This is a genomic window from Yersinia sp. Marseille-Q3913, from assembly GCF_963892745.1.
Taxonomy (GTDB): Bacteria; Pseudomonadota; Gammaproteobacteria; order Enterobacterales; family Enterobacteriaceae; genus Yersinia; species Yersinia bercovieri.
On sequence record NZ_CAWQAF010000001.1, the window covers coordinates 148,727 to 163,411 of the forward strand.

Here is a 14,685-nt window from a genome sequence, read left to right on the forward strand (position 1 = left end):
GTAGAATTTCTAGGAAATATTCTAACTCTTCCATAGAAAAACAGAAAAATCGTATTTAATATTTTTTTAATAAAAAATTAAATTAACTCTGGCGAAAAATTAAAGACAGAAGCAATGATAAGTTAAAACCAATAATAACAACAAATTGACTAGATACCTCATCGTGAAAAATACAAGATAAAATCAAATTAATATAAATTAATGTCTTTAAGGTTTTAATAACTAGCCTGGCTAAGGTTAGTTCCTTATATTCCTTCCAACATTTTGTCGTCCCTTATTATCTTTAGCATTCATTTATTAAAATTTATCTGCAAATAGGAAGTTATAAAACTATGAATCATCGCAATACATTAAATACGCGTCTCTTACCTTTATCTATTCTGATCTCATCGCTGGTTTCTGGCGGGGCAATGGCTGCATTGCCAATGTTGACAAAAGAGAGCAAACCTCTTCAACCTAAAGTAGAAGAAATCAGTACTGACAAAGTACAGCGTTGGACTGATGGCGGGTCTTTCCAGGGGACAGTACCTGTTGTCGAGAAAAAACCGGTTATTGAAAAGAGTATCTATGAAAAACTAAGCGACTATCTGGCTGCTGGTATTATTACTCAAGAGCAGAAAGATAGTTTAGAACTGCTGGGCGAGAAGAAAGAAGCGGAAAAAAATGCGCAAGCAGCCGTTGAGTTAGCAGAAAAAACAGCAGAAACTTTTACTCAAGCCTTTAATGAATTGAAGAAAAAAGAAACTACTGCCGCCCAAGAAGTCGCGGCAAAAAAACAAACTAAAACTGATTTAGAGGCAACTCTTACAGCAAAAGACAGTAAGAAAGAAGCTGCCATTACTGCCATTACTGCCATTACTGCCATAACGTTAGATCCTAACGACGCAGATATTGCAAAAAAAGTAACTGCTCTGATTACTGACTCAGAAACAGAGCTTAAAGAAAAAACTAAAACGCTAGCCGATAAAACAGCAGAAGCTGAAGAAACTGAAAAAGCAAAAACGGCGCACCTAGATAAAATCTACGAGTTTGGTCAGCAGATTGCAGAGCTAACAGATAAATTAAGTAATCTCACCACAAAAAAAGACGAGTTAGATACAGCTCTCACTAACGCAGAAGCTGCTCAAGGCGTTGAAGAAGCTGATGCTAATACCGACATTGCTAAAGCCAAAAAAGAGCATGAGCGAACCGAAGGTAACCTTAACAGCGGTGATAGCACACTAAAAGCCACAGCAAAAAAGAATAAAGCAGCCTATGAGGCTTTAGTCAGAAACTTTGAGGAGGATATTAAGCTGGCTAAGGATGCAGTTGAAGACAATAAAGCTGAAACCCAAAAGCTAGATGGTGAAAAATCAGATATTACGAACAAGGAAAACGAAGCTGCTCTTAAGACCACGGGTATAGAACAGGCAGCCAGCGACACAGAACAAGCTAAAATTGATGCAAAAAAACAACTCGATGATGTAGAGGAGAAAATCAATAAGGCCAAACAGGCAGAAGAAGCAATCAAGGCTGCTGAAGCTGCTAAAAAAGCGGTAGAGAGTGCAGAGGATGAGCACCAGAAGTCCACTAAAGAACTTGATCAGATTAACGCGGATCTTGGTAAAGCTGAACAGGCCAAAACCAACGCAAACACTGAACTTTCCACCAAACAAGGTGAATTAACTACCGCCGAGAATGCTGTTACTACTCTAGTCAACGATGCCGCTACTATTAATTTGTCAGCTGTCGATAAAACTATCGCCTTAGGTACAACAGATACTGTTGCTACAGATACTATCGCTATCGATACTAAAGTGGCTGGTGGCACGCAAGACGTAGCCACTAAAGGCAAGGTCGTTGGCAGCATTGTGACCGAAAACGGCAGCATAAATCTGGTAGCAGATGCACAAGCAATTGACTCGGTGATCACCGACGGCACCATGACCAATAGCGGCGGTACAGATACCAAGACGCAGGTTGGCGCTCAAGGTAAGTTAGACCTCGCAGGGGGGGATAAAGATACGATCGCCAAATCTGAAGGTGCTACCGTTGCCAAAGGTGGGGTAGTGACAGCAGGCGCGCACTCGTGGATCAGTAATATGGTCAGTGAAGGTGAGGTTACTGCCAGTAATGGTGCCATCGTCTCTAACTCCACCATTAAGGGCGGAACATTAACCCTGGAAAATAGTGCGCAGGCAGTAGGTACTACCCTGAAAAATGGTACTTTCACACTTGAAAGCGGTACGTCAGCATTGAGTACAACCATCAATGGTGGGCTATTTGATGTTAAATCCGGTGCCGTTATTGCTGATACCACACTCAACGACGTTGACTTCACGCTGGTTAGCGGAGTAACAGCCAATAACACCACCGTTAATGGCGGTAAATTTGATGTTAAATCCGGTGCCACTATTGAAGATACCACACTCAACCAAGTTGACTTCACGCTGGTTAGCGGAGTAACAGCCAATAACACCACCGTGAATGGCGGTAAATTTAATCTGATGGCGCGCGCTCAGGCCTTTAAGCTGCAAGTTGAAAATGGTGATACCCTGATCGCCGGTGAACTTGACGGCGTAACAACACTCATTGGCAGCAACACCACCTTCGCTACCACCGCTAAGGTTAGCGGCACCATTGATGCAGATGAAAATAGCGTTATCAGTGTGTACGACGGCGCAAATACTGAGGATGCTGACCTGAACTTAGCCGGTAACATGCAGTTAGTTGGCGCGAATGCACCACAAAACGCACTGTTCCGTGCCGCAGTAATGGCTCCTCCTGCCCAGTTCGCCTTTAAAAATGTCACACTGGATGGCGGTACTGTTGATATGAGCAACACCAATGCTCAGTTGACCATGAATTCACTGTCAGGTGCTGGTACCTTTAATCTGGCAGCATCACTGTACAATCAGGCAAATGCACCGCTGAATGTTACCGGCGATGCTGATGGTACTTTTGGCATCCAACTCAGTGATAATGGTGTCGCACCGACTAATCTGCAAATCATTGATGTTAAAGGTACTAATGCCGCTCGTTTCTCGCTGTCTAATGGGCCAATTAACCTGGGTAACTACAAGCACAGTCTGGTCAGCGATGGTAAGGGCGGCTATAAGCTGGTGGCGGATACCACTGTATTGACACCAAGTACTGCCGGTGTTCTGGCGGTAGCGAATACCATGCCGGTTATCTTTAACGCCGAGTTAAGCTCTATTCAGAATCGTTTGGATAAGCAAAGCACCTCAGCCAACGAAAGTGGCGTGTGGATTAATTACCTGAACGATAACTTCAAAGTGAAAGGTACGGCCGCTAATTTCGACCAAAAACTGAATGGCGTAACCTTGGGTGGCGATAAAGCCATTGAGTTAGGTGATTCTGTACTGAGCCTGGGTGGTTTCGCAGCTCGCAGCAGCTCAGATATCAAATCTGATTACCAGAGCAGCGGTAGCGTGGAAAGTAACTCATTGGGTGCATATGCACAATATCTGACCAATGGCGGTTACTACCTGAATGGTGTGCTGAAAACTAACCAGTTTAAGCAGAAGCTGAATATCACCTCGCAGGGCAACAACGCCAGCGGTAGTGCTAACTTCTCTGGTCTGGGTGTGGCACTGAAAGCGGGTAAACATATCAATGTTGATGCAATGTATGTTTCTCCTTATGCCGCGCTGAGCACCTTTGCTTCCGGTAAGAGTCAGTACCAGTTGTCTAACGGCATGGATGCGCAGAACCAGGGTTCACGCAATACCACCGGGACCTTGGGTGTGAACACCGGTTATCGCTTTGTGCTGAATAGCGGTGCAGAGATCAAGCCATATGCACTGTTCTCTGTTGACCATGACCTGATGGCGCGTAACAACGTGCTGGTCAACGGCGAGATGTTTGATAACAGCCGCAAAGGTACTCGTGTGAATGCAGGTGTTGGTATGAATGTAAACATGACCAAAAACCTCTCTGTCGGTTCTGAAGTAAAACTGTCGAAAGGCAAAAACGTTGATACCCCAGTGACCATTAATCTGGGTGTCGGTTACACCTTCTAAGTTCTAAACCACAGTGAAATTCATGTAGCAGTGAAATAGAGAGGGAGCCACTATCGGCTCCCTTTTTTTATGTCACTTATCAATTACTAATGGCTAACCGAAGGGATAACATTGCGCAGCCAACTGCCCCATTTACGTTGATAAAATGCCTGCGTATGGGTCATCAGATAGTGGCTAACACCGCGCTGTTGCTCGCTAACCAGACAAAAATCGACCGGGCGATCATCCGGCGCATGGTCACTGGCGACATTGCCGGCCTCCTGGATCAGCTGGTCAATCTCCTCGCCACTGCCATCCACTTCTAGCCCAATCAGCAGGTTAGGCTTCTCGTCCACACTCTTATCATGCATCAGCGCCAAAAATGCACGGCGCACCGGTTTACGCTGGCTGAATAATTGGATCAGCGCGTCGACCATCGCCGTAGGGTACTCTTCCGGCTGCCCCAGTAAAATCTGGCTCTCTTTATCTACCGTCATTTCAGCCGGTTGGGCTAAACCGCCATTTTTCAGTAGCATTGCCACCTCTTGCGGCCAGAACTCTTTACCGTGCTCTGATTTCGGGTTCAAAAACAGATGTGCGCCCTGGGTCATTTCGAATAACACCCGCACTGGCATGGCGATAAAAGGCTGCTTTTCGCGCTCTCCTGGCGCCTCTTCAGCCAGATCCAGCGCCTGCTGCAACACCTCTACCGAGGTGAAGAATGGAATAACAGACTCACCATCCTGCTTTTCCCAATGCAGAATATTGACCCCATTGCCCGCAGTGAAGGTCATCTCGCCATCATCTTCACTGCCCTGCGCCGAATTATCCACCAGCACCAGAACAGTGGCATCCAGCAAGGCACGGAAAAAGGCGATACGATGAATCGACTCCGTCGCCGCCAGTTTTAGCAGGGATTCCAGACTCTGCTCATCGTCATGGTGATGATCGTGATTATCATCAATGGGGGATTGCGGCAAACTCATGCTCTACTCCAAAAAAACATCTTACTAGGATAAATGGGAGGGTGGATAGGTAGAAGAGTAAAGTGTCCGCGCCAGGGATGGCGCGGAACAAGCCCCCAGGGAAGGGTTTACGGCGTCTTTACGATCTGCCTATTCTCACTCCTAGGCACATCAATTTCTTATTTTGCTTTCGCCAACAACAAGTTGGCAATAGTCCGCACCCCTAACCCGGTTGCGCCAGCAGACCACTGATCCACCGCAGCTTTACGGTAAGTGGCGGAGCAGTCAATATGCAGCCAGCCCTGCTGGTAATTTTTCACGAAATGGGACAAGAAAGCCGCGGCAGTGCTGGCACCCGCACTGTAAGCAGCACCCGCCACATTATTTAGCTCAGCAAAATTGGATGGCAACTGGCTGCGATGGAATTCAGCCAACGGTAAGCGCCAGAAAGGTTCATGCTCACTTTTTGCACTGTTTAATAACTCTTGTGCCAGCTCATCATCAAAGCTGAACAGCGCATGGTAATCATTACCCAAGGCGGTTTTTGCCGCACCAGTTAAGGTGGCCGCATCAATAATCAAGGGGGCTTGCTGCTCGGCAGCATCAATCAGGCCATCGGCCAACACCAAACGCCCTTCTGCATCAGTATTCATGATTTCAACCGACTTACCATTGCGGTAACGGATAATATCACCCAACTTAAATGCATTGCCGCTAACCATATTGTCGGCACAGCATAGATAGAGCTTCACGCGCTCTTTCAGCCCACGGGCCGCTGCCAATGCCAACGCGCCGGTCACTGTCGCCGCGCCCCCCATATCGGATTTCATCGAATCCATAAACGCGCTCTGTTTCAGGCTGTAACCACCTGAATCAAAAGTGATCCCTTTGCCGACCAGACAAGCCATGACTGGTGCATCCGGGTTACCGGTCGGGTTATAGTCCAGCGCCAATAATACCGGGGCACGATCAGATCCGCGCCCGACGGTATAAATTCCGGCATAACCCTGCTCGCGCAGATCTTCACCTTTGGTGATGCGGTAGGTGACGGCATCACAAGATACCGCACACATCAAATCAATGGCATTTTTCGCCAGTTGCTCTGGGCCTAAATCCTCTGCCGGGGCGTTGATGGTGTCACGCACCCAGTCGATAATTTTAAGGCGCTGTTCTAGCTCGGTTTTTTCGTTCTCTGGCAGCTCTGCCCACTCAACACTGCGCTGGCCTTTTGGCCCACGGAACCCTTGCCAAAATGCCCAGCTCTGCTCCAGACCCCAGCCCTCACCGGCCAGTTTTACCTGCTTAATACCTTGCCCATCTATCTTGCGGGCGGCACGTTGGATAGCACCCAATTGGCCATTCGCCGTCAGATGGATGGTCATGCCCTCAGCATCAGTGCTGAGCAGCGCTTTTTCGCCCCAACGGGCATCGGCAGGATTATCGGATAGGGATACTTGCATCATTTCTGTTGTCATCGACGACCTCGTCATTATTATTTTTTGCTGTTATTCAGCTGATAATACGCGACTCTGTGTTAGCCACGGCGGAACAAAAATTTCTATCGAACAAGCCAACACTCTACGCTAAAAAGTCGCTTTCGTTAGAGATAATGTAACAGATAAAAAGTAACAGAAAGCAAAAGGGCCGCTTACGCGACCCTTAAACTGCTGACAAACCCCAATGACGCGATCTGGAACGGAGAGGACGGGTAGAAGAGTAAAGCGTCCGCGCCAGGGATGGCGCGGCTCGAGCCTCCAGGGAGGGATTGACGGCGTCTTTACGATCTACCTGTTCTCTCCGCCACTCGCCCGGCGGCCCTTATCAATGATTAGCTAAACTCATCTAACCAAACCAGCAAAATAGCTTCCAGCACTTTTTCATTCGATGCTTGCGGGTCATCATCAAAATCTTCCAGAGAGCAAATCCACTGATGCATATCGGTAAAACGCACCGTTTTGGGATCGATATCGGGAAACTGGTCGTAAAGGGCTTCGCCAATCTCACGGCTGTCTTGCCAGGTCATGCTCATATCAGTGCTCCCGTGCATGGTTAATGGTGTAACGCGGGATCTCAACCACCAGATCCTCGTCAGTGACTCTGGCCTGACAGCTCAGGCGGCTCTCTGGCTCCAGACCCCATGCTTTATCCAGCATGTCATCTTCCAGCTCACTGCTCTCCGGCAGGGAATCAAAACCTTCGCGCACCACACAGTGGCAGGTGGTGCAGGCGCAGGATTTCTCGCAAGCGTGCTCAATATCAATACCATTGCGCAAGGCAACGTCCAGAATGGTCTCACCCTGGGTTGCTTCCAGCACTGCGCCATCCGGGCAAAGGTCTTTATGGGGCAGAAATACTATTTTGGGCATGATTAAACCTCATCCACTGAATGGCCAGCCAAAGCACGGCGAATGGAAGCATCCATCCGGCGCGCGGCAAAATCTTGCGTTTGTGCATCTAACGCCTTGATCGCAGCTTCGATTGCCTGTGGGTCGCTGCCCTGCATCTGCTGCTGTAATAACGTCATCGCTTGCGCGATAGCGGTACTCTCTTGCTCACTGAGTAGTGCCGCGTCTTGCGCCAATGCGCCTTGTAGACTCTCCAGCACCCGGGAGGCCTCGACTTGTTGCTCCGCCAACTTACGCGCGCTGATATCGGCCTGCGCATTAACCATCGAATCTTTGATCATGTTGGCTATCTCATCATCAGATAGCCCATAAGATGGCTTCACCTGAATTGATGCCTCGACACCGGTGGATTTCTCCATCGCCGTGACACTCAAAAGCCCATCCGCATCCACCTGGAAAGTGACGCGAATATGCGCCCCGCCCGCAGGCAGTGTCGGCAGGCCACGCAGGGTGAAACGGGCAAGCGAACGGCAATCCTGCACCCGCTCGCGCTCCCCTTGCAGCACGTGGATCATCATCGCACTCTGACCATCTTTAAAGGTGGTGAACTCTTGTGCGCGGGCCGCCGGAATGGTGGTGTTACGTGGGATGACTTTTTCCACCAAACCGCCCATGGTTTCCAGCCCCAATGAGAGCGGGATAACATCAAGCAGCAGCATGTCGCTGTCTGGCTTATTGCCCACCAGAATATCAGCCTGGATAGCCGCGCCGATGGCGACCACTTTATCGGGATCGATCGAGGTCAGCGGAGTGCGGCCAAAGAACTGCCCCACCTGTTCACGCACCAGCGGCACGCGGGTCGAGCCGCCGACCATCACCACTTGCAGCACCTCGTCAGCGCTAACACCCGCATCTTTCAGCGCGCGGCGGCAAGCCATGAGTGTGCGTTTGATGAGTGAGGCAATCAGAGATTCAAACTGCACCCGCGTGATCTGCCCTTGCCAGCCAGCCACCGAGACCTCGGCAACATCGGCATCACTCAAGGCAATTTTAGCGGCAATCGCCGCATCAAGTAGCTGCCGTTGAATAGCGTGATCATCACGGGAAGTAATGCCGGCTTGCTCACGCAGCCAATCGGCTAATAGATGGTCGAAATCATCGCCCCCTAATGCGGAGTCACCGCCAGTTGCCAGCACTTCAAACACCCCACGACTGAGGCGCAGAATGGAGATATCAAAGGTGCCGCCCCCCAGATCGTAAACCGCGATCACCCCCTCCTGACCGGAGTCCAGACCATACGCGATAGCCGCGGCGGTTGGCTCATTCAATAAGCGCAACACATGCAGCCCGGCCAGACGTGCGGCATCTTTGGTGCCCTGACGCTGCGCATCATCGAAATAAGCCGGAACCGTGATCACCACGCCATCCAACTCACCTTCCAGCGCCGCCTGTGCGCGCTGCGCCAAGGTTTTGAGGATATCCGCAGAGACCTGAACCGGATTGACTAATCCAGCGGCGGTCTGGATCATCGGCAGGCCATTTTCGCTGGGCAGGAATTGGTAAGGCAGATTGGGGTAGCGCTGTTGGATATCCGCCAAAGAGCGGCCCATCATGCGTTTGATTGAGCTGATGGTGTTGACCGGGTCCTGCGCGGCACACTCACGCGCATGCCAGCCGACATCAATGCCATTTTGTTGATAGTGAACCACCGAGGGCAGAAGATCCCGTAACTGTTCATCTGCCAGCGTTTGCGCTTTACCGCTGCGCACCGTGGCAATCAATGAGTTGGTGGTGCCTAAATCTATCCCTGCCGCCAGCCGCCGTTGATGCGGGGCCGCAGTTAAACCAGGCTCACTAATTTGTAATAAGGCCATGTTGAGCTTCCATCAATCATGAGTCTAAAAAGCAAAATCTATCCGGCGAGATACCAAGGCCTTGCGTTATATTCAGATCTGTTGCAAAGGTCGTTTGATATATCACTGTTATAAGAGTTTGTCGGGCAACATCCTCAGGAAAAATCGTCAAACAGGCGCTCTTCTAGCTGTTCGACCTGCTGCTGCAATTTATCCAGAAAACGTAATTTTCGCACCGTATCAGCGGCTTGTTCCCACTGTTGTTGATCCAATTGCTCGACCATCAGTTGGCTGCGCGTTTTCGTCATCAAAGCCAGGCGGCTACTGAATGCCGCGAGCCGTGTTTCAGCATCGGGTTGGTGTTCGATGGCATCAAGCTCTTCGCGCAGTTCCAACTGCTCCACCAAAAACGCGGTATCGCGCATGGTGTGCTGTTCGTTACCTAAATCAAAACCCTGCAAAGATAGCATATACTCGGCCCGTTTTAACGGGTGCTTGAGGGTTTGGTAGGCATCATTGATGGTCGCGGCTTGTTGCAATGAGGCCAAACGCTCGCGATCAGGCTGGTTGGCAAAACGGTCTGGGTGGAATTGACGTTGCAATTCTTGATAGCGGGTAGTGAGTTGGTTGCCGTCAACCTGATAGCGAGGCGGCAGCCCGAATAGTGTGAAGTAATCCATAACATGCTCTGGGGTTATCCCCTTCGCCATAGTGCTACAGGGGGTTAGCCGCGCTCACTCCCTTGCAACTCTAATGACGTTGGGTATATAAGGTATCAAGTGCCTGAGGCAGAAACAAAAGCGGTCATCAGACGTTAAAGCTTTCGCCACATCCGCACTCATTTGAGACGTTCGGATTGTTGAACTTAAAGCCTTCGTTCAGCCCCTCTTTGACGAAATCTAGTTCGGTGCCGTCAAGATAGACCATGCTTTTGCCGTCGATGATCACTTTCACGCCTTTGTCTTCAAAAACGATATCGTCATCGTTCATTTCGTCAACAAATTCGAGCACATATGCCATGCCGGAGCAGCCCGATGTTCTGACACCCAAGCGCAGGCCTAAGCCCTTACCACGGTGACTTAAAAAGGCGCTGACCCGCTGTGCAGCACTGTCGCTGATTGATATCGACATACACCTTCCTCAACTCTGAAACCCGCCCATATCCCCGCCATCTTTCAAACCGCAGGTGTGTTGGCTACTCTCGCTCACCCGAATCACTTACTTGTGTAAGCTCATCAGGATGATTTCGTTTGCCGCCTTCCTGCACTTTGAAATTTTTGGGCCTATAATCAGTGTCTTACACTGAAGCAAAGAATAAGCGGGTGGTGAATAACCTATTGTCAAAACTACATATTTACCACTGCTAACCACAATTACTGGTTGGCAGTGTGTTTGCTTTTGTAGTCGGCGATAGCGGCTTTAATGGCGTCTTCCGCCAGAATTGAGCAGTGGATCTTGACTGGCGGTAACTCCAGCTCTTCGGCGATCTGCGTATTTTTGATAGCCTCAGCCTGATCCAGAGATTTGCCTTTCATCCATTCAGTTACCAGAGAGCTGGAAGCAATGGCAGAGCCGCAGCCATAAGTCTTGAAACGCGCATCTTCAATGATGCCAGCTTCGTTAACTTTGATCTGCAACTTCATGACATCACCACAAGCGGGCGCGCCAACCATACCGCTACCGACGGTAGGATCTGCGTTGTCGAATGAACCGACGTTGCGGGGATTTTCGTAATGATCGATTACTTTTTCGCTGTAAGCCATGTGATTACTCCTGAGTCTTAAAGTCTGGAATTAATGGTGAGACCATTCAATGCTGCTGATATCCACGCCCTGTTTGAACATATCCCACAATGGGGACAAGTCACGCAGACGGCCAATGGATTTACGTACCAGCGCAATGGCGTAGTCGATCTCCTCTTCGGTGGTGAAACGCCCCAGAGAGAAACGGATTGAACTGTGAGCCAGTTCGTCGTTCATCCCTAACGCGCGCAACACGTAAGAAGGTTCCAGACTCGCGGAGGTACAGGCAGAACCTGATGAAACAGCCAAATCTTTCAGTGCCATGATCAGCGATTCGCCTTCAACATAGTTGAAGCTGACGTTCAGAATGCCAGGTGCGCCATTCTCCAAATCGCCATTCAGGTAAACTTCTTCGATATCTTTAAGACCGTTCCACAAACGCAGACGCAGGGAACGCAGACGTGCTGCTTCACTCTCCATCTCCTCTTTCGCGATACGGTAAGCTTCACCCATGCCAGCAATCTGGTGCACCGGTAATGTGCCAGAACGCATACCGCGCTCATGACCACCGCCGTGCTGCTGTGCTTCGATGCGAATTCGCGGTTTGCGGCGAACAAACAGTGCGCCAATGCCCATCGGACCATAAACTTTATGGGCAGAGAAGGACATCAGATCGACTTTCAGTTTGCTCAGATCAATGGGTAGTTTACCGACGCTTTGGGTGGCATCAACGTGGAAGATGATCCCGCGACTGCGGCACATTTCGCCGATTTCAGCGATATCTTGCACCACACCGATCTCATTATTCACGTGCATGATGGAAACCAGAATGGTCTCTTCACGCATTGCCGCTTCAAGCTGTTTCAGGTCGATAATACCGTTAGACTGCGGGGCCAGATAGGTCACTTCGAAGCCTTCACGCTCCAGTTGGCGACAGGTATCCAGCACCGCTTTATGTTCGGTTTTACAGGTGATAATGTGCTTGCCCTTCTTCTGATAGAAGTTAGCAGCACCTTTAATTGCCAGGTTATCAGACTCAGTGGCACCCGAGGTGAAGACTATCTCGCGAGGGTCAGCACCCACTAATGCGGCAATATCATTACGTGCAATATCAACAGCTTCTTCTGCCTGCCAGCCGAACTTGTGGGAACGCGAGGCGGGGTTGCCGAAAATGCCATCCAGAGTCAGATACTGCATCATTTTTTCAGCGACACGAGGATCTACCGGGGTGGTTGCTGCATAATCCAAATAGATCGGTGTCTTTACTTTTGATTCGGTCATTGCTCTTATGCTCCGTACATCACTTCCAAAACGTAAAATTCCGCAGATTCTGCTTATGCGCGCAGATTGACGTTAATCGTCTCTTGCGGTCGGCCATTGGCCGTACGGCGCGTATCGTTATCCTGACGATCCGCAACCTCTCGAATATCTTGTTTATTAACCAATTCTGCCAGTGTGATGTCGTTCAGAAAGCAGCAAATGCGATCACTTAAGTCACTCCATAAGGAGTGAGTCAGACAGACATTACCGTCCTGACACCCCGCTTTACCTTTGCAACGGGTGGCATCGACAGAATCATCAACGGCGATGATAACAGCACCGACCGCAATGGTTGCTGCATCTTTACCCAACAGGTAACCGCCACCTGGACCACGAACGCTAGCCACTAAGCCATTTTTGCGTAACCGTGAAAAAAGTTGCTCCAGGTAGGATAATGAGATCCCTTGACGTTCAGAAATATCGGCCAGAGGTACTGGCCCGTCATGGGAATGTAATGCCACATCAAGCATGGCGGTCACGGCATAACGGCCTTTGGATGTCAGTCTCATAGCTAAAGTTACCTGTTGACGAAAACAAGCCCGAAGTCTGACATTCTTGACTGTTTCAGTCAACTATTTAACCTAGTAAATCACTCAAGTATTATTTGCCCATTCCATTTTCAATAATATGGGTCGAATTCTATAATAACGGTTTGATAAATAATTAATTTTTAATATTCCCAGCCGAGTAACCACTATCATTGCTTGGATATTTATCCTGCTTTTCGATCGATGTCAGCATCCCACGTAAGATATTTAGCTCTTGAGCTTCCGGGCGCGCACGGGTAAATAGGCGACGTAACTTACTCATAATCTGGCCTGGATGTGCCTGACGGATGAAACCGGTGTGAGACAAAACCTGTTCCAGATGCAGGTAAAAACGCTCCAGATCATCCACTAATGGATAAGGGGCTTCCTCTGCTTCTATTACTGGTGCCGCCGCTTGCTGACGATCAAGGAATGCCACCCGCACTTCATAGGCCAAGATTTGCACGGCCATCGCCAGATTCAGTGAACTGTATTCCGGGTTTGCCGGGATCGCGACATGATAATGGCACTTTTGCAGCTCATCGTTGGTCAAACCAACGCGTTCACGACCAAATACCAGTGCTACCGGCGCATGTTCTGCTTCACGTGCGCTACGCACGCCACATTCGCGCGGCTCCAGCATGGGCCAAGGCAGTGTACGGGAGCGGGCACTGGTGCCAACAACCAAACTGCATCCAGCCAGCGCTTCATCTAAGGTATCAACTATAGTGGCGTTGCCAATGACATCACTGGCACCTGCGGATAGCGCAATCGCCTGAGAATCCGGTTTTACCAACGGATTGACCAGATACAAATTGGTTAATCCCATGGTTTTCATGGCTCTGGCTGTCGAACCCATGTTGCCGGTATGAGAAGTCTCAACCAAAACGATACGAATATTGTGTAGCATACAAACTCTGAGGATAACGGGGAATCGCCATATCTTAACACAGTCATAGGTATTTATCAGAACCCCTGCTATACTATGCGCCGTTTCTCGTTCTTTAACATCCTAGTGGAAGATACCCATGCATCCGATGCTGACTATCGCCATACGCGCTGCGCGTAAGGCCGGTAACCTGATTGCCAAAAATTATGAAACCCCGGACGCTGTCGAAGCGAGCCAGAAAGGCAGTAATGACTTTGTTACTAACGTAGACCGTGATGCAGAGCATCTGATTATCGACGTTATCCGTAAATCTTACCCAAAACACTCAATTATCAGTGAAGAGTGTGGTGAGTTGCTCGGCGAAGATTATGATGTGCAATGGGTTATTGATCCGCTGGATGGCACTACCAACTTTATCAAACGTCTCCCTCATTTCGCTGTCTCTATCGCCGTGCGCATTAAAGGCCGCACTGAAGTTGCCGTGGTTTATGACCCAATGCGTAACGAACTGTTTACAGCTACCCGTGGTCAGGGCGCTCAGTTAAACGGTTATCGTCTGCGCGGTACCAACGCCAAAGATTTGGACGGCACCATTTTGGCAACCGGCTTCCCATTCAAAGTGAAACAGCACGCCCCCGCTTATCTGCGCGTGGTAGGTAAACTGTTTGAGCAGTGTGCAGACTTCCGTCGCACCGGTTCAGCGGCGCTGGATCTGGCCTATGTTGCCGCTGGTCGCGTAGATGGTTTCTTTGAAATTGGCTTGAAGCCGTGGGATTTCGCCGGTGGCGAGTTGTTGGTACGTGAGGCGGGTGGTATCGTGACTGACTTTGCGGGCGGTCATAACCATTTCAGCTCTGGCAATATCGTGGCCGGTAATCCACGCATTGTGAAATCTATCGTTCAGGCAATGAGCGATGAAATCAGTGATGCATTGAAACGTTAATCCTTCGCGAATAGCTGTTTCAACTAAAAAGCCAGTCGGGCTAATTGAACTGACCCCATAAAGTTGGACGGTTTGTCAGGCGGTTATCTGGGCCTGAGTT

Annotated in this window: 13 protein-coding genes; 2 read left to right on the forward strand and 11 right to left on the reverse strand. The window is 49.5% G+C overall.

All coding sequences use genetic code 11. From position 1 onward, the window contains the following. The first annotated feature begins 332 nt into the window (after positions 1-332). Entirely contained in the window at positions 333-4,022 is a 3,690-nt protein-coding gene (locus tag AACW11_RS00635; protein WP_212585518.1) for an autotransporter outer membrane beta-barrel domain-containing protein, read from the forward strand. A gap of 86 nt (positions 4,023-4,108) precedes the next feature. Here the strand turns inward: AACW11_RS00635 and sseB are convergent, their stop codons facing one another. From sseB to trmJ, 11 genes are all read right to left on the reverse strand, one after another. Then, complete coding sequence (sseB, locus tag AACW11_RS00640; protein ID WP_212585519.1) at positions 4,109-4,987, reverse strand: enhanced serine sensitivity protein SseB; 879 nt, start codon at positions 4,985-4,987, stop codon at positions 4,109-4,111. A 158-nt stretch (positions 4,988-5,145) separates the two neighbouring features. Continuing rightward, complete coding sequence (gene pepB, locus AACW11_RS00645) at positions 5,146-6,441, reverse strand: aminopeptidase PepB (RefSeq protein WP_212585520.1); 1,296 nt, start codon at positions 6,439-6,441, stop codon at positions 5,146-5,148. Between the two features lie 353 nt (positions 6,442-6,794). Next, entirely contained in the window at positions 6,795-6,995 is a 201-nt protein-coding gene (iscX, locus tag AACW11_RS00650) for a Fe-S cluster assembly protein IscX (RefSeq protein WP_005274344.1), read from the reverse strand. A 1-nt stretch (position 6,996) separates the two neighbouring features. Then, on the reverse strand, positions 6,997-7,332 hold the full coding sequence (gene fdx / locus AACW11_RS00655) for an ISC system 2Fe-2S type ferredoxin (RefSeq protein WP_004713939.1): 336 nt from the start codon (positions 7,330-7,332) through the stop codon (positions 6,997-6,999). A 2-nt stretch (positions 7,333-7,334) separates the two neighbouring features. Beyond that, the gene (gene hscA, locus AACW11_RS00660; RefSeq protein ID WP_212585521.1) at positions 7,335-9,185 is read right to left on the reverse strand and encodes a Fe-S protein assembly chaperone HscA; all 1,851 of its coding nucleotides are present in this window, start codon (positions 9,183-9,185) and stop codon (positions 7,335-7,337) included. 134 nt (positions 9,186-9,319) lie between these two features. Beyond that, positions 9,320-9,844: a co-chaperone HscB gene (gene hscB, locus AACW11_RS00665; protein ID WP_212585522.1), complete on the reverse strand. Its 525-nt coding sequence runs from the start codon at positions 9,842-9,844 to the stop codon at positions 9,320-9,322. A 127-nt stretch (positions 9,845-9,971) separates the two neighbouring features. After that, positions 9,972-10,295: an iron-sulfur cluster assembly protein IscA gene (gene iscA / locus AACW11_RS00670; protein WP_004874655.1), complete on the reverse strand. Its 324-nt coding sequence runs from the start codon at positions 10,293-10,295 to the stop codon at positions 9,972-9,974. Positions 10,296-10,537: 242 nt separating this feature from the next. After that, positions 10,538-10,927, reverse strand: coding sequence for a Fe-S cluster assembly scaffold IscU (gene iscU / locus AACW11_RS00675; protein ID WP_048616965.1), 390 nt, complete (start codon positions 10,925-10,927; stop codon positions 10,538-10,540). A 30-nt stretch (positions 10,928-10,957) separates the two neighbouring features. Next, complete coding sequence (locus AACW11_RS00680; RefSeq protein WP_212585523.1) at positions 10,958-12,187, reverse strand: IscS subfamily cysteine desulfurase; 1,230 nt, start codon at positions 12,185-12,187, stop codon at positions 10,958-10,960. A 53-nt stretch (positions 12,188-12,240) separates the two neighbouring features. After that, positions 12,241-12,735, reverse strand: a complete 495-nt coding sequence (gene iscR, locus AACW11_RS00685; RefSeq protein ID WP_212585524.1) for a Fe-S cluster assembly transcriptional regulator IscR — start codon at positions 12,733-12,735, stop codon at positions 12,241-12,243. 154 nt (positions 12,736-12,889) lie between these two features. After that, positions 12,890-13,663 (reverse strand): tRNA (cytosine(32)/uridine(32)-2'-O)-methyltransferase TrmJ, encoded by a 774-nt coding sequence (gene trmJ / locus AACW11_RS00690; protein WP_212585525.1) that lies wholly within the window; start codon positions 13,661-13,663, stop codon positions 12,890-12,892. Positions 13,664-13,781: 118 nt separating this feature from the next. On the opposite strand from trmJ, the gene suhB reads away from it, so the two are divergent. Then, positions 13,782-14,585 (forward strand): inositol-1-monophosphatase, encoded by an 804-nt coding sequence (gene suhB / locus AACW11_RS00695; RefSeq protein WP_005274324.1) that lies wholly within the window; start codon positions 13,782-13,784, stop codon positions 14,583-14,585. Positions 14,586-14,685 lie beyond the last annotated feature (100 nt).